The 15,758-nt window shown below is 68.3% G+C and carries 15 protein-coding genes; 6 read left to right on the top strand and 9 right to left on the bottom strand.

Features of this window, described 5'->3' with window-relative positions; all coding sequences use genetic code 11:
• Positions 1-3 precede the first annotated feature (3 nt).
• Together bamC and dapA are read right to left on the bottom strand one after the other, a co-directional pair.
• Positions 4-624: an outer membrane protein assembly factor BamC gene (gene bamC, locus IM760_RS14485; protein WP_204430664.1), complete on the bottom strand. Its 621-nt coding sequence runs from the start codon at positions 622-624 to the stop codon at positions 4-6.
• A complete protein-coding gene (gene dapA, locus IM760_RS14480) occupies positions 624-1,505 on the bottom strand; it encodes a 4-hydroxy-tetrahydrodipicolinate synthase (RefSeq protein WP_204430662.1) in 882 nt (293 codons plus the stop codon). The genes bamC and dapA overlap by 1 nt, the downstream gene beginning before the upstream one ends.
• Before the next feature lie 140 nt (positions 1,506-1,645).
• Between dapA and bcp the strand changes: the two genes are divergently transcribed.
• A complete protein-coding gene (bcp, locus tag IM760_RS14475; protein WP_204430660.1) occupies positions 1,646-2,110 on the top strand; it encodes a thioredoxin-dependent thiol peroxidase in 465 nt (154 codons plus the stop codon).
• Positions 2,111-2,730: 620 nt separating this feature from the next.
• Here bcp and IM760_RS14470 read toward each other — a convergent pair.
• From IM760_RS14470 to IM760_RS14460, 3 genes are all read right to left on the bottom strand, one after another.
• Positions 2,731-3,210, bottom strand: a complete 480-nt coding sequence (locus IM760_RS14470; RefSeq protein ID WP_204430658.1) for a phasin family protein — start codon at positions 3,208-3,210, stop codon at positions 2,731-2,733.
• Between the two features lie 114 nt (positions 3,211-3,324).
• Positions 3,325-3,615 carry a hypothetical protein gene (locus tag IM760_RS14465; RefSeq protein ID WP_204430656.1) on the bottom strand — a complete coding sequence of 97 codons (291 nt, stop codon included), beginning with the start codon at positions 3,613-3,615 and terminating at the stop codon, positions 3,325-3,327.
• 2 nt (positions 3,616-3,617) lie between these two features.
• On the bottom strand, positions 3,618-4,838 hold the full coding sequence (locus IM760_RS14460) for a DUF445 domain-containing protein (protein ID WP_204430654.1): 1,221 nt from the start codon (positions 4,836-4,838) through the stop codon (positions 3,618-3,620).
• Positions 4,839-5,101: 263 nt separating this feature from the next.
• Between IM760_RS14460 and IM760_RS14455 the strand changes: the two genes are divergently transcribed.
• Positions 5,102-5,863 (top strand): SCP2 sterol-binding domain-containing protein, encoded by a 762-nt coding sequence (locus IM760_RS14455; protein ID WP_204430652.1) that lies wholly within the window; start codon positions 5,102-5,104, stop codon positions 5,861-5,863.
• Between the two features lie 72 nt (positions 5,864-5,935).
• Here the strand turns inward: IM760_RS14455 and IM760_RS14450 are convergent, their stop codons facing one another.
• On the bottom strand, positions 5,936-6,253 hold the full coding sequence (locus IM760_RS14450; protein WP_204430650.1) for a hypothetical protein: 318 nt from the start codon (positions 6,251-6,253) through the stop codon (positions 5,936-5,938).
• 170 nt (positions 6,254-6,423) lie between these two features.
• Here IM760_RS14450 and IM760_RS14445 point away from each other — a divergent pair, with 170 nt between their 5' ends.
• On the top strand, positions 6,424-7,197 hold the full coding sequence (locus IM760_RS14445) for a diguanylate cyclase domain-containing protein (protein ID WP_204430648.1): 774 nt from the start codon (positions 6,424-6,426) through the stop codon (positions 7,195-7,197).
• Here the strand turns inward: IM760_RS14445 and cmoB are convergent.
• On the bottom strand, positions 7,194-8,159 hold the full coding sequence (gene cmoB, locus IM760_RS14440) for a tRNA 5-methoxyuridine(34)/uridine 5-oxyacetic acid(34) synthase CmoB (RefSeq protein WP_204430641.1): 966 nt from the start codon (positions 8,157-8,159) through the stop codon (positions 7,194-7,196). The two genes, IM760_RS14445 and cmoB, sit on opposite strands and share 4 nt — an antisense overlap.
• A 179-nt stretch (positions 8,160-8,338) precedes the next feature.
• Between cmoB and IM760_RS14435 the strand changes: the two genes are divergently transcribed.
• On the top strand, positions 8,339-9,574 hold the full coding sequence (locus IM760_RS14435) for an NADH:flavin oxidoreductase/NADH oxidase family protein (RefSeq protein WP_204430637.1): 1,236 nt from the start codon (positions 8,339-8,341) through the stop codon (positions 9,572-9,574).
• A gap of 48 nt (positions 9,575-9,622) precedes the next feature.
• Here IM760_RS14435 and IM760_RS19100 read toward each other — a convergent pair whose 3' ends face one another.
• Positions 9,623-12,160 carry an ATP-binding protein gene (locus IM760_RS19100; RefSeq protein ID WP_204430635.1) on the bottom strand — a complete coding sequence of 846 codons (2,538 nt, stop codon included), beginning with the start codon at positions 12,158-12,160 and terminating at the stop codon, positions 9,623-9,625.
• A 114-nt stretch (positions 12,161-12,274) separates the two neighbouring features.
• Here IM760_RS19100 and IM760_RS14425 point away from each other — a divergent pair, with 114 nt between their 5' ends.
• A complete protein-coding gene (locus IM760_RS14425; RefSeq protein WP_204430628.1) occupies positions 12,275-12,988 on the top strand; it encodes a hypothetical protein in 714 nt (237 codons plus the stop codon).
• Here IM760_RS14425 and IM760_RS14420 read toward each other — a convergent pair.
• Positions 12,895-13,773 carry an AEC family transporter gene (locus IM760_RS14420; protein WP_204430625.1) on the bottom strand — a complete coding sequence of 293 codons (879 nt, stop codon included), beginning with the start codon at positions 13,771-13,773 and terminating at the stop codon, positions 12,895-12,897. The genes IM760_RS14425 and IM760_RS14420 overlap by 94 nt on opposite strands.
• Positions 13,774-13,852: 79 nt before the next feature.
• Here IM760_RS14420 and mnmC point away from each other — a divergent pair, with 79 nt between their 5' ends.
• Positions 13,853-15,748 (top strand): bifunctional tRNA (5-methylaminomethyl-2-thiouridine)(34)-methyltransferase MnmC2/FAD-dependent 5-carboxymethylaminomethyl-2-thiouridine(34) oxidoreductase MnmC1, encoded by a 1,896-nt coding sequence (gene mnmC, locus IM760_RS14415; RefSeq protein ID WP_204430621.1) that lies wholly within the window; start codon positions 13,853-13,855, stop codon positions 15,746-15,748.
• Positions 15,749-15,758 lie beyond the last annotated feature (10 nt).

Raw genomic sequence — 15,758 nt, 5'->3', positions numbered from 1 at the left:
GGTTCAGAGTTCGCGGTGCACGCTTTCCAGAATCGCCAGACCGGGGGCTTTGTCGGCCAGCGCCGTGCCCTCGCCATTGAGCACCGCCACCTGAATGCCGTTGGTGGTGTGGCTCAGCTTGAGCTGGGCCTGGGGCGGCTGCATCTGGTAGCGCTCCGGCGTGGTCAAGAAAAACACGCCCTGGTCGCGGTTGCGGTCGGTGACGCGCAGGTCGGTCTGGGTGAGCGCCTGGCTCACTTTTTCCCAGGCCCAGGCAAAGCTGGTGGGCATCATGATGATCGGATAGCCGCTGCCGTCCTTGCCGAGAATCGCCTGGCCCTGCTGGCCCGGCGGCGGCGCCGGCGCGGCGGCATCGTCGTCCTCGGCGTCGTCGCCGGGGGCGGCGGCCACCAGCTGCGGCGGACGGGGTGCCTTGAAGCCGTCTTCGCCGTCGCGCTTGCCGACGATGCGATCGTCCACCCGCGGCACCGCATAGAGCGGTTCGTCACCGATGAACACCAGATCGCCGGGCACGGTCATCGGTTCGATGACCTTGGCGTCGCGATAATGAAGACTGTTGTCCGGAAGCAGGCCGCAGCCGGCCAGAGCCAGCGCCGCGGCGGTTACTGCAATACTGCGATGCATCATCCCTCCAGGAGTCCGCAGCCGCGCAGCGTCTCGCGCAGACGCGGCTGGGCGGCCTTGGACAGCGGCACCAGCGGCAGCCGGATGCCGTTGTCGATCAGGCCCATTTCATAGAGCGCCCATTTGGTCGGAATGGGGCTGGGTTCTATGAACAGATCACGATGCAGGGGCTCGAGTTCCGCATTCAGTTCGCGGGCGCGGTCGGCGTCGCCGTCCAGGGCCGCCTGGCACATGGCCGCCATCTTCGCCGGGGCCACGTTGGCGGTCACGGAAATGTCGCCGTCGCCGCCACCCAGCATCAGTTCCAGGGCGGTGGCGTCATCGCCGGAATAGATCAGGAAGTCGTCGCCGCAGCGCTCGCGGATTTCCCGGGCGCGTTCCAGGTTGCCGGTGGCTTCCTTGATGCCGACGATGTTCGGCACTTTGGCGAGCCGCTCCACGGTCTCGGGCAGCAGGTCGCAGGCGGTGCGGCCGGGCACGTTGTAGAGAATCTGCGGGATGTCCACCGCCCGGGCCACCTTCAGATAGTGCTGATAGAGGCCTTCCTGCGGCGGCTTGTTGTAGTACGGCGTGACCAGCAGGCAGGCGTCGGCGCCGTCCCGCTTGGCGTCGCGGGTCAGGCGGATCGCTTCCTCGGTGCTGTTGGCGCCGGTGCCGGCGATCACCGGAATGCGCTTGTCCGCCACCGCCACCACTTCGCGAATGACACTGTCGTGTTCCTCGAAACCCAGGGTGGCGGATTCGCCGGTGGTGCCCACCGCCACGATTCCATGGGTGCCTTGTTCCACATGCCAGTTCACCAGGTCGCGCAGACGTTCCCAATCGACGGAACCGTCCTCGCGCATGGGGGTGACCAGGGCCACGATGCTACCGCGAATCATGCCGTTATCTCTCTTCGTGCAAAGGGCGCTATGGTACAACCGGCGCCGGGGGCAAGGGAACCTCTACCGGTGCATCCGCCGGGCCGGTAAGCTGCCCCCTTCGCAATCCGCCCATTCACGATACAAGCCAAGGATCGTCCATGAGCATCAAAGAAGGCCAGCCGGCGCCGGATTTCACCGCCCCGGCCACCAGCGACACCACCGTCACCCTGTCCGCCCTGAAGGGCCGCAAGGTGGTGCTGTATTTCTATCCGAAGGACAGCACCCCGGGCTGCACCACCGAGGGCCAGAACTTCCGTGACCTTTACCCGAACTTCCAGGAGGCCGGCTGCGAGATCTTCGGTGTGTCCAAGGACTCCCTGCGCCGCCATGAGAACTTCAAGGCCAAGCAGGACTTCCCGTTCGAGCTGATCAGCGACGAGGACGAAACCGTCTGCCAGCTGTTCGACGTGATCAAGCTCAAGAAGATGTACGGCAAGGAGTTCGAGGGCATCGAGCGCAGCACCTTCCTGATCGACGAGCAGGGCGTGGTGCGCGACGTGTGGCGCAAGGTCAAGGTCAAGGGCCACGCCGAGGAAGTGCTGGACGCGGTGCACGCCCTCTGACCCGCCCGGGGGTTATGCACAGATGCTGTGGGCAGTCTTGTGGATAACCCCTGGAAGACCGCGCCGGTGGCGGCGTTCATCAGGCACGCCACGTTCTGCGGTATTTTTGACCCATTTTTTCATTGCCCCTCCCCCGCGTGAAAACCGTCCCTCCGGATCGGACCGGGTTTTCCACAAATACTGTGGATAACCTTGTGGGAAAAACGCGGAAAAGTCGCTCGAGCGGCCACATTCAGGCCCCCGCCCCAGTTTGACGTTTTTTTGACCAAAATAAGAAAATCATTATAAAACAAAGAGTTAAAGAATATTTGTCGGCAGGTATTGACGTCCGGCGGTCCGTTGTTACCTTCTTTCCCAACCGCACACACGCTGTGCACAAATACGGGCCGCCTTGCGCTTGTCAATAGTGAAAAGGCGTCACGGCGTCTTCACGAAATCGGGCACGGTCCGTGTCGGGCGGTGATTCAGGGGAGCCGACGGGCCCCACGACAAGGCAGCGAAAACAGTGGGCCACGGACCGATCTGTGGATAATTTTGTGGACAGGATGTCAGAAAGGGGCGGATAACCGCCTTTTCAACCGTCGGCGCCCCCGGACGGGGCGCCGAGCGGGTGGGCTGCCTCAGCGGGTGCCGGGCAGGTCGTCGTCCGGATCCAGGTCCGGGTCCGCGTCGTGGTCGGCGCGGGCCCGGTCCATCTGATCCAGGGCGTTGGTCAGGTCCTGCACGCGCTGGCGCAGGGAATCCACCTCGCGCTTATTGGGGATGCCCAGGCGCGACAGGGCCTTGCCCAGCCGGTCGTCGAAGGCTTTTTCCATGCGGTCGATGGTCTCGCCGGTATGGTGGCGCACCCGTTCCTTGATGTCCTCGACCCGCGGGGTCTTTTCCTTGGCCCGCCGCTCCACCTCGCGGCCGGCTTCCACCAGGGCATCGAAGAAGCCACTGCCCTCTTCCTCGGCGCGGGCGTAGGCGCCCAGGCCGGCCAGCCAGATCTGATGGGTGTACTTGCGCAGGTCACGGGTGGCGCCGCTGAGGGCACGCAGGGGACGGCCGCGCTCGTCCCGGGGGATATGATCGTCGTCGTGATCGTCGCGATCGGACATGGTCCTGTTCTCCTCGCTCAACGCAGGCGTCGCTCGACGCAGGCGGCGAGTATAGGGCAAACAGGACGGAGCCCGCCAATCGTCTGTCGGACAATTCCCCTGGCGGCGGCGGGGTTATTCCGGCGGCGGTTCGTCCTCATCGCGGGCGCGGCGGCCGCCCACCAGACGGGCCAGGTCCCGGGCCCGATCGCGGATCAGATCGCGGGATTTGCCGGTCAGCACCGCCACGAAGCGTTCGGTCAGCCGGTCGGCGCCGGCTTCGAAGCGGCTGTCGATGTGCCGCTCCAGTTTCGGGCCCAGCCAGAACTTCACCGCCAGCCCCACCACCACCAGGGTCACCAGCGACGACAACAGCGCGCAGCCGATCAGCAGCCAGGCCAGCGTCGAGGAGGTCAGGGTCGCCATGCTCAGACCACCCCGAACACGAAGATCAGCTGCGCCAGGCCGGCCAGAGCGCCCAGGAAGCCGCCCACCAGAATCAGAATCCATTCGTCTTCCTGGAAGGCCGGGCGCAGCAGGTCCTGGAAATCGTCGGAACTGAGCGCCTGCATGCGGTCACGCATGAGCCGCTCGATGATGGCGCTGCGCTCGCGGTTGAAGCGGTCGTCCTCGAACGGCTCCACCGCCAGATCCACCGCCTTGTCCTCCACCGCGCGCTTGAGGTCGGCATAGCCGCCGGGACCCACCGTGAGCTGGGCGGCGGTGCGCACGAAGCCGCCGTTGAGCAGCGGTTTCAGGTGCCGCTTGATGAGCGCCTTGGTGCGGTCGCCGCGGGGGCCGTTGATCACCTGGTACATGATGTTGCGCAGGGTCACCAGCTCCTCGGTGGTGAGCCGGGCAAACGACTCGGCCACGTCGCGCTGGCGCTTGAGGAACAGCCCCTGTACCCGGAACGGGCCCACCCGCACCGGATTGAGCGGTCGGAAGATCACGTTCAGGGCCAGCCAGTTGGTGGCGATGCCGACGATGAAACCGAACAGCGGCAGGATCCAGTTGCTGGGCATGAAAATGAACACCGGGATCTGGATCAGGCCGAACAGGAAGCCGAAATAGAAGCCGGAGTTGGTGACGAAGCGGAATTCCGGCTCGCCCACCTCCTGGAACATCTGCACCATGAGCGCCTTGTCCGAGCGCATGCGCTCGACGATCATGTGCTTCATGTCCACCAGGTCTTCCAGGTTGCGGCTGATGTCGTCGACCACATTGTCCATCACCGCGGGGATGGCCCGGCGGGCCCGGGCGTAGACCCGCCGGCGCACCGCCAGGGGCAGGTTTTCCCAGAGCACCGCGTTGCGCTCGGTCATCACCTCGTCCACGTATTCCTCGATGCGCGCCTGCACGCTCTTGGTCAGGTGGGCGGCGATCTTCTCCGGCTCCATTTCGCGGAAGAACTCGTCCAGACTGCCCAGCTTCTGCAGTGTCTTGTCCACCACGATGGCGGCCATTTTCTCCACCTTGGAGGGGATGATGCCCTGCCAGCCGAACACCGGACGGATGCCGATGAACTCCAATGGATAGAACGTCATCTGCACCGCCGCCCAGTTGGTGGCCCAGCCCACCGCGCCGGCGATAAACGGCATACTGACGTATTTCCAGAGGTCCGGATGGGAAAACAACGAATCCAGCATGTGGGTGAACAGCCCCTCCCAGGATGACGCACGGGTCGCCGGGCCGGGCCCGGAGGTTGGACAAGCCTAGCCCGCAAACGCCACCGGGAACAGTTCCCACGGGCGCGGGAGGCGGTCAAAACAGCCAATGTTATGTGGCCGCTCAGTATAGATAGTCGGACTGAGCCTCTTAAGCGGCGTCGCGTAACTTTTGGCAACCGGCGCCCCCTTCGTCATACTCCCGGGCAGGATTCGCCTTACCGCACAGAAGGATTTCGCCACCCATGACCTCGCCGTCCTCGTTGCCCGGGCTGTTTATGTACGGGGCACTGGAAACCCTGCTCAACCAGGCGCTCACCGGCGACCCCCGGGGCCGTGAGCAGCTCGCCGCCCTGCACGGCACGGCGGTGCGGGTGCGCGGCGAGCATCCCATGTGGGTGCTCTATGTGCTGATCTACGAGGACGGCGTGGAACTGCACGACGACTACGAAGGCCCGGTGGACGTGCGCGTGCGCGGCCCGCTGGGCGCCATGCTGCACTGGCTGCTGGCGCCCAACAGCGGCGACGCGGAAGAATCCCTGCGCATCACCGGCCCCGCCGACACCCTGGAAAAGCTGCAGCGCATGGTCAGCGAATTCAGCCTCTGGCCGCTGGCGCGCAACTGGCTCGACGACCATGTACGTCTGAAGGAACTGCTGGCGGTACTGCGCCGGGAAGACCCGGTGTGGCTGGAAAAGCTGTCCGGTCTGCCCGATCACCTGGGCGAACTGGCCGCCCAGGTGGCCCGCCAGCAACTGCTGCAGGAAGACATCCTCGAGGAAGTGCGCGCCCTGCGCCGGGACATCCGCCATTCCCGGCGATTGGATCTGGCCTTTCTGGTGACCGGGCTGGGCCTGATGCTGGTGGCGCTGCTGCGCGCCCTGGGCCAGTGGCAGGACACCTGGCGCGCCCTGGCCCATGACTATGCCTCGCTGGCGATGATCAGTTTCGGGCTCGCCCTGATCATCGGGCGCTTGCTGCACCGGGAGCGCGGACATCGCGACTGAAGCGGGGGACCGCCCCGCCCCTCCCGCCGCGAGATGCATGGTTGCGTAGCAGCGACGGGGCGGCCCTCCGCTTCAGTCGCGATCCCCTTTCTTGGCAAAGAACCTGCTCAGCCGCTCGCCCACCATTTCGGTGCTGGTGCGCGCCAGGCTGCGGCTGGTTTCCTCGATCATTTCCCGGGTCGGCAGATTGCGCACGCCGTCGTTGATGCCGCGTTTGACGGCCTCCTCCACCCGGGCGGCGATCAGGTCCGCGGCGTTGCGGGCCTCTTCCTCCAGGTCGGCGCGCAGCCGGCGACGCAGGGTGGGGAGTAAAAAATAATGCGCCCACAGCGCCAGCACCGCCACGGTGATGGCGGCGGTCAGCAAGGCGGTCAGCAGAACGGTGGTCATCAATGGCGGCCCCGATAACCGATTCGTAACCGAACCGGGTATTAATGTAACCGTTGGTACGGATGGGAAGTATTGCTTAGCAAAACACTTACTATGATGCGTGTCACATACTGCCAGGGATGGCCCGTGCAACGCAGGAGCGAATAATAACTTCGACACGGGATCACAGTATGACCTCCGGGACGGACACCACCCGCGTACAAAGTCAAAGTCTTAACCCGCTGACACCGTTGGTGTCCCTGTGCCAGCGCTATCGACTGCCATTATCTCTGCTGGCGATTCAGCTCAAGGACCTGACCGCCCTGGGTCGGGAACTGGGCGGCGACCAGCTGCGTGCCCTGCAACGGCAGCTGGCCCGCGCCATGGAACAACGGGTGCGCCAGGAAGACGCCCTGGTGACCTGGCAGCGCGGCTATCTGGTGCTGTGCCTGCCGGGCACTTCAGTGGAAGGGGCGGTGGGTCTGGCCCACCGCCTGAGGGACTGGTTCGAACACACCCGCTTCACCTTGCCGGAACGGGTGCTGCAATTGTCCACCACCATGGCGGTGCATGTGGCCGACACCGACAGCGCCGAGCCCGGCCACCACGAACCGATCCGCGAGCTGGTGATGGACACCCTGTGTCTGCTGGCCGCGGAGGAGGACGGTCCGGACCCGGTGCTGTCACGCCGGGCTCTGCGCCTTCGGCAACGGCCGGCGCCGCAAGCGTCCGTCGCCCACCCACCGCCACGCAAAGGGGACAGTCCCGACCCGCTGGAGAAACAGGACCCGCCGCGCCAGTTCTGCCAGTTGGTGGAAACGCTCAGCCGCCACGGCGAGGGCATTCTGGTGCGCGCCCTGTCGCCGGCTCTGCGGCGGCTGGATGAACCCACCCGGCTGCGTCTGATCGACCATCTGCTGGAGGCGTCGCTGCTGCCGGGCGCCCCCACCGCCCGCGCGGACTAGGGCCTGCGGGCGATCAGCACCGCCCGGCGGGGCGCCGGGTGGCCTTCCCGGGTGCGGGTGGGATCGTGCGGATCGAGAAAGTCGGGCAGCGACTGGAACCGCATCCACTCGGTGGCGCGCTGCTCGTCGGTGGTGGTCACGCCCTCGTCCACGCAGCGCACCGCCTCGAAGCCGCACCGCCGCAGCCACACCGCCAGGTGCGCGGCGCTGGGCAGGAAGAACACATTGCGCATGGCCGCATAGCGGCTTTCCGGCATCAGCACGGTATGGCCGTCGCCCTCCACCACCAGGGTTTCCAGCACCAGCTCCCCGCCGGGACGCAGGGCGCCGGCCAGTTCCATCAGATGGTCCAGGGGCGACCGGCGGTGGTAGAGCACGCCCATGGAGAACACCGTATCGAACGCCCGGGAATCGGCGGGCAGTTCCTCCATGCGCAGAGGCGCGAACCAGAACGGCGCCGCCGGCGCGTAGCGGCGCACCGCCAGATACTGCATCAGGAACAACGGCGTGGGGTCGATGCCCAGGACGGTATCGGCGCCGGCGCCGAGCATGCGCCAGCCGTGGTAGCCGCTGCCACAGCCCACGTCCAGCACCCGGCGGCCACGCAGGTCGGACAGGTGCGGCGCCACCCGCCGCCATTTCCAATCGGAGCGCCACTCGGTATCGACGGGCAGGCCGAAGAACTCAAAGGGCCCCTTGCGCCAGGGCATCAGGCCTTCCAGGGCGCGGCGCAGGGCTTCCGGGTCGGCGTCGCCGGGGGCGCCCACGGTGAGGGTGTCGCGGTCCAGGTGGCAGGGCGCCGGGCCGGCGGGCAAGGCGTCCACGGCGGCGCGCCAGCGCGGCAGGTCACCATGGGGCTTGTCGAGCAGCCGTTCGCGGCTCAGCGTCATGACCGGCGCGGCGTGCTCGCCCAGCAGCGGGGCCAGACCGGCGTTCAGTTCATCCAGGTAGGTTTCCAGCATGGGCGCGATTATCCGCACGCCGGTGGGGCCGCGCAACACGGCGCGATTGGCCCGCACGGACCGCGCCAGTCGGGGCACACTATCGCGATCGACAGTATCGCGATCAAAAGTATCGCGATCGACAGTATCGCCACCTTGATGATCCCTACGTTCTTCGCGCCACCGCCATGAGGACCACCATGACCGTGACCCTGGACCAACCCCTGACCCTGCCCTGCGGCGCCACGCTCAAGAATCGTCTCGCCAAATCGGCCATGAGCGAAACCCTGGGCACCCCGGGCAACCGGGTGACGCCACGTCTGCCCCGTCTTTACCGCACCTGGGCCCGGGGCGGTACCGGCCTGCTGATCACCGGCAACGTGATGGTGGACCAGCGCGCCATCGGCGAACCCTGCAACGTGGTGGTGGAGGATCGCCGCGACCTGCCCCGTCTGCGCGACTGGGCCCGGGCCGGCAAGGAAACCGGCGCCGCCATCTGGGTGCAGATCAACCATCCGGGCAAGCAGGCACCGGCGGCGCTCAACCGCCGCTCGGTGTCGCCGTCCGCCCTGCCCTTCGAGGACCCGGGCCTGAAGCGCTTCTTCCATACGCCGGAAGCGCTCAGCGAAGAACAGATCCGCGATATCGTGCGGCGTTTCGGCGAGACCGCCGCGATCATGAAGGAGGCCGGCTTCGACGGCGTGCAGATTCATGGTGCCCACGGTTATCTGGTCAGCCAGTTTCTGTCGCCGCGCCACAACCGCCGCGAGGACGCCTACGGCGGCAGCGCGGAGAACCGCCGGCGCTTCGTGCTGGAAGTCTACGACGAGATGCGCGCCCGGGTGGGCGACGATTTTCCCGTGTCCATCAAACTGAACTCCGCGGACTTCCAGAAAGGCGGCTTCGATGAGGACGAGTCCTCGGCGGTGGTGGAAGCCCTGGCCGCCCGTGGCATCGATCTGATCGAGATCTCCGGCGGCACCTATGAGGCGCCGCGCATGGCCGGCGCCGGGGTGCGCGAGTCCACCCGGCGCCGGGAGGCCTACTTTCTCGAGTACGCGGAGCGGGTGCGCCAGCGGGTGGACGTGCCGCTGATGGTGACCGGCGGCTTCCGCTCCCGGGACGGCATGGCCCGGGCCCTGGCGGAGGGCGCCACCGATCTGATCGGTCTGGCCCGGCCGCTGGCGGTGGACCCGGCGTGGAGCGCCCGGCTGCTGGCCGGCGAGGACGTGACCAGCCCGGTGGCGCCGATCCGCACCGGCATCCGCGCGGTGGACAACGCGGCGATGATGGAAGTGTCCTGGTACACCCTGCAGCTGGCGCGCATCGCCCGGGGCAAGGCGCCGCTGGAGAACGCCGGCGGCCTCAGTTCGCTGCTGAAAATCGCCGGCACCCTGGGCTGGCGGCGTCTGCGCATGGGGCGCCTGCGCGCCTGATCCCTGTCCGACTTTGATACGGCGGTGGGTCGCGGCGCGACCACCGCTCTAGGGCGGGCCGCTCAGGTATTGATGCAGGGCCGCCTGCATGGCGCTCAGGGTCAGCGGCTTGATCAACTGCCCGTCCATGTCCACCTCCTTGATGCGGCGCGCGTACTCGGGCATGACGTGGGCGCTGAGCGCCAGGATCACCGCCGGCTGCCAGCCGTTTTCCCGTTCCAGGGCGCGCATCCGGCGGGCGCTTTCGAAGCCGTCCATCACCGGCATATCCAGATCCATCAGCACCAGCCGGTAGGCGCCGCCGCCCTCGGCGAACCGGTCCAGGGCCTGACGACCGTCGTCGCCCAGCACCGGGCCGGGCACGCCGAGCCGCTCCAGATAGCCCCGCGTCACCATCTGATTCACCGGGTTGTCCTCCGCCACCAGCACGCGCAGACCACTGCGTGCTTCCTCCGGCTCGCGCTGGGCGATCAACGGCACCCGCCCGGGACCGCTGTCACTGAGCAGCTGCTGCAGCTCGGCCACGGTGAGCACCGCCCGCCGCACCAGGGTGATGTCGTCGCGCATCACCACCTCACCGCTCTCGCGCATGCCGCACAGCAGCACCGGGCGGAAGCCGGCGCTGCGCCGCCGCGCCGGCGCCAGCCCCTGGTCCAGCAGCACTCCGTCGGTGACGCCGTGCACCAGCAAATGGGCGACCGGGGCGTTGGCCAGGGCCTCGCGCACCGCCGCCAGACCGGTGACCACGGTGACATGATCAAAGCGTGCGTCGCCGGCCAGCAGCGCCTTGAGATTACCGACCTGATCCCAGACCAGCGCCGGCTCGCGGCCGGCGTCGGCCATCGGCACCGGCGGCGTTTCCACCGGCATCGGCAGGCTGAACTGGAAGCGGGCCCCCTGGCCTGGGGCGCTGCGCAGCTGGATGTCGCCGCCCATCAGACGCACCAGTTCCTGACTGATGGACAGGCCCAGCCCGGTGCCGCCGAAGCGCCGCGCCACCGAGGCCGACGCCTGGCTGAAATGCTGAAACAGGCGGTGCTGCTCCTCCTTGCTCATGCCCAGGCCGCTGTCCTCCACGACGAAGGTCAGCATCACCCGGCCTTCGTCCAGGGGCTGGCAGCCGGCACTCACCCGCACCCAGCCGTGGCGGGTGAACTTGACCGCGTTGGAAATCAGATTGGTAAGAATCTGGCGCAGCCGGGGCGCGTCACCGCGCACCGCCGCCGGCAGATCCGGGGCCACGTCCACCAGCACCAGGTCGCCGTTGTCGCTGGCCGGCAGGCTGAACATGTGCGCGCAGTCGATCACCACCGCCGCCGGGTCGAAGGCGTCGATCTCCAGTTCCAGCTTGCCGGCTTCCAGCTTGGAGTAATCGAGCACATCGTTGACCAGCGTATTGAGGGTGCGCCCGGCGTTCTCGATCAGGCCGATGTAATCCTGCTGGCGGGGCGAGGGATTGGTTTCGCGCAGCAGCTCCGCCAGCCCCAGCACGCCGTTGAGCGGGGTACGGATTTCGTGGCTCATGCGCGCCAGAAACTGGCTTTTGGCGCGCACTTCCGCGCGCCCGCGAATGGCGCGGCCGGCCAGGTGCAGGAACATCAGGCTGGCGGTGAGCACGCCCAGATACAGCAACAGCAGGCCGCCCATCATCCACGCGGTCTTGAAGTCCGACCGTTCCTGGCCCCGGGCCACCAGCCGCGCGGCCAGATCCACCACCGCTTCGTCGAAGCCGTTGAGGGCGGCGTGGCGGGCGCCGCTTTCCGCCACCACCCTCTGCCAGGACACCGTCACCGGCACCGTGCGGATCAGATTCTCATCCGCCCAGATCAGGTAGTCGGCCAGCTCCGCGCGCAGGCTTCGCCAGCGCTCGCGAAGCGCATTGTCGTCGGCCCGCGTGGCCAGGGTCCCCACCTGCCCCTCCACCAACAGCAGCCGCTCACCCAGCCGCGCCACCGCCCGGGTCAGACGGTCGCGATCCTGTTCGCCGAGCAGACCGTCGCCGGCGGCGGCAAACAAGCCCACCGCCCGGATCACACCCAGCTCCCGACGCAGTTCGTGCAGGCCGGTGAGCGTCAGGGACAGGGCTTCATTGGGGCGCGGGCGGGTGCGGGCGGCCAGGTCGGCCATGTAGAGCACCGCCGCCAGGGTGTCGTAAAGCCGCTCGTTGACCTGCTCGACGCTGTCAAAGGCGGCGGCGGTGCCGTCCAGCGCCAGCGGCGGACGCCATTCCCGCCAGTCCCGCCGCAGCGCCCGTGCGTGGTCCTGAAGGCCCGGCACCGACCGTGCACCGAGTGCTTCCAGAAAGGCGCCCATGCGCAGCTCGGTCAGGTCGCGGGCGCCCTGCCAGCGTTCCTGCAGCGGCGGCAGCGGCGAGCGCGCCACCACCGGGGAAAAATCGCGCACCCGTTCCAGGGGCGCGACAACCGCCATGCCGGTGCGGAACAGCTGAATGTCGTCGGCCATGGCCAGATAATGGGAGTGCCGGTCCCAGCGATGCTGGAACACCAGCGTCGCCACCACCAGAAAGGGCAAGGTGACCAGACTCACCAGCAACAGGATGGCCGGGTATTTTTTTCGTTCCGCCACTCGTCTCCCCCTGGGTCCGTCTGCCGGGCGGGGCGTGCCAAGGCCTTTCCGGCACTTTATCATGGCCGGGTCCTTGAACCGCATACGCGGTTTTTTGGATTATCAGGGGGAATCATGTTGCCGAACGCCGGACCGAAATCCGTTATCCCGTGGCTGCTGGCCGTGCTGCTGCCGGCCCTGTTGGCCGGCTGCCAGACGCCGGCCCCGCGCGGCCTGCCCGACCTGCGTGGCGGCGGCACCCTGCCCCGGGCGGTGAGCGCGCCGCCGGCGCGGCTGGACGGCTACCGGGCCCCGGCGCGGCTGGCCGGGCTGGACGGCGACGGCACCGTCAGCCGCCCCGGCGAGGACGGCTGGCGGCAGTGGCGGTTCGCCAACGCCGACACCCGCCTGCGGCTGACGCTCTATGGCCTGCCCGGCGGCTGGCAGGACCTCAGCGACACGCGCATCGTCAGCGGCCATTACGGCCAGCTCCGCCAGCAGCGCGTCAACCGGGTCTACAACAGCGCCGATCAGTCGATCCGCTTCGTCGGCGAGCGCCTGTTCGATCTGGAAGGGCACGTCACCGCCAGCGGCGCCTGGCTGATCAACCGGCCGGACCGCCGGCCGCTCTACGAGACGCTGCTGCTGACCAGCGGGCCGGGGCATTTCATCCGGCTGGAAGCGGCGTCCCGGGACCGGGACACCACCGCGCTACTGCGGCTGAGCAAGCGGGCGCTGGCGGAATTCCGCGCCTATCAGGGCAAGGCCACCGCCAGCAGCAGCGGCAGTGTCAGGAACGACAGCAGCGTGGAAAACACCACCATGGCGGCCACTTCCTCCGGGCCCTGACGGTAGGTCTGCGCCAGCAGATAGTTGAACACCGCCACCGGCATGGTGGACTGGATCAGAATCACACCGCGCAGCACGCCCTCCACCCCGGCCAGTTCGCAAACCAGCCAGGCGGCGGCGAACCCCAGCACCAGCCGCAGCACCGAGAAAGCGGCGCCGGGTCCGGCGTGACGCACCCGCAACTGCGACAGCGACACGCCCAGGGTAATCAGCATCAGCGGGATGGTCAGGTCGCCGATCAGTTGCACGCTGTTGAACAGCCACTCCGGCAGGCGCACCCGGAACAGCACCATGGCCACGGCGATCACCACCGACACCAGAATCGGGTGCCGGAACAGCTTCCAGGACAAGCCCTGGCCGCTGACCACGGCCAGGCCGAAGGAAAATTGCACCACCGAGGTCAGCATCATCCAGGCCAGCCCCAGGGCCAGGCCGTGGTCGCCGAACGCCAGCATGGACAGCGGCAAACCCATATTGCCGGTGTTGGGGAACATCATCGACGGCAGGAACACCCGCAGGGGACGACCGGACAGCCGCAGCGCCAGCCAGGCCACCAGCCCGGTGACGGTGAGCACCGCCAGGAACAGGCCGGTGACCCGCGCCAGGGCGGCCAGATCCAGATCGCTCTTGCCCAGGGTGGCGACGATCAGACAGGGGGTGGCCACGGTGGTCACCAGGGCGGTGACCATGCGCATGTCGAAGGGCCGGCCGCTGCGGCCCCAGAAAAAACCGATGCCGGCGCAGGCCAGCACCGGCGCCATCACCGCCCAGATTTTTACCAGCATGCTACTATCTCCGCCCCGGCGCGCCCGGCACCGCCGGCCCGCCCCATCGAGCGGCGTAGTGTGAGGAGACCGCCCCATCATGTCCATCGGCGATTTCGCCCCGATCCGCCCCGCGCGCCTGCACTGGCAGGACCGCACGCCGGTGGCCACCGACTACGACGACCCCTATTTCTCGCGCCAGGACGGCCGCGCCGAAAGCCACTATGTGTTTCTCGACGGCAACCGGCTGCCGGAACGCTTCGCCGCCCTCACCGATGGCGACCTGTTCGTGATCGGCGAGACCGGCTTCGGCACCGGCCTGAACATGCTGCTGGCCGCCGACCTGTTCCTGGCCCGGGCGCCGGCGGGGGCGCGGCTGGACCTGTTCTCGGTGGAAAAGCACCCGCTCGGCGGCGACGACCTGGCGCGGGCCCTGGCCGCCTGGCCGGCGCCCGACGGTGAGTCCCGCTGGGCGGCCTTGTGCGACGCCTTGCGCGACCAGTACCCGCCGGCATCGCCGGGCTGCCACCGCCTGTGGCTGGCGGACAACGTCAGCCTGACCCTGATGCTGGGCGAGGCGGAGCCGCTGTGGCGGCTGTGCCCGGCCCGGGTGGATGCCTGGTTTCTGGACGGCTTCGCGCCGGCCCGCAACGCGGACATGTGGCAGCCGGCCCTGTTCCGGGCGCTGGCGGCCCACAGCCGCCCCGGCGCCACCCTGGCCACGTTCACCGCCGCCGGCGCCGTGCGCCGGGGCCTGCAGGAGGCCGGCTTCCGGGTACGCCGGATCGACGGCTTCGGCCATAAACGGCACATGGTGGTGGGCGAGCGGAGCGAAGCCGGCGATCCGCCCTGGCGGCCCGCCACCTTGCGACGGGGCACCGCCCTGGTGGCCGGGGCCGGGCTGGCCGGCGCCACCAGCGCCCGGGCCCTGGCGGAACGGGGCTGGCAGGTGACGGTGCTGGACCCGGCGGGCATCGCCCGGGGCGCCTCCGGCAACCGGGCCGGCGTGGTCTACAGCACCCCCAGCCCCCACCTCACCGCCCAGAACCGGTTCTATCAGTTGAGCTACGGCCACGCCCTGCGCTGGCTGCGCCGGTACCGCTTCCCGGGCCACGGCCAGGGCGCTCTGAACGGCGTGGTCCAGCACTACGTGGACGACAAGCAGAGCGCCAAGATCCGCGCCGCCGCCGACAGCGGCGCCTGGCCGGACACCCTGCTGGTGGCCGGCGAACACAGCGCCGAACTGCGCGGCGGTGGCTACCTGAACCCGCCGGCCTGGTGCGCCGCCCTGCTCGACCACCCGGCCATTACCGTGGAGCGCCGTACACTCGGCGGGCTGCGCCCCGGCACCCCCGCCGTGGCGGTGCTCGACGATGGCAGTGAGCGGACCGCCGATGCCATCGTCATCGCCACCGCCGGCGCCGCCCGCGATCTGGAGGTGTCGGGCCGCGAACTGGGCGATCTGCCGCTCAAACGGATTCGCGGCCAGGTCAGCTATTGCCGGGCCACCGCGGCCAGCGCCGCCTGGGAGCGGGCGCGCTGCCACGGCGGTTACCTGACACCGGCCCTGGACGGACTGCACTGCGTGGGCGCCACCTTCGATCTGCACGATGGGGACCCGGCGCCCCGGGACGACGACGACCGGGCCAACCTGGCCCAGCTGCGCCAGTACCTGCCGGACCGCTGGGCGGAACTGGGCGGCGACGCCATCCAGGTGGTCGAACGGCGGGTGGGCTTCCGCTGCCAGAGCACCGACTTTCTGCCCCTGACCGGGCCCCTGCCGGACCCGGACGGGGACGGTTCCACCGCCCTGCCCGGGCTGTGGCTGAACATCGCCCACGGCAGCCGCGGCCTCACCGGCACGCCGCTGTGCGCGGAGATCCTGGCCGACCGCATCAGCGACGCGCCGCCCCCGGCGGACGGGCCATTGCTGGAGGCGCTGGATCCGGGAAGATTCCTGAGAAGAAAAAAGAAGAAGTTAAAAGTTGAAACTTAAATCCAAGAGG

This window comes from Alloalcanivorax marinus, assembly GCF_016906305.1.
GTDB lineage: Bacteria > Pseudomonadota > Gammaproteobacteria > Pseudomonadales > Alcanivoracaceae > Alloalcanivorax > Alloalcanivorax marinus.
The sequence above is the reverse complement of the archived record's forward strand: the minus strand, read 5'-3'. Positions and strand labels throughout refer to the sequence as shown.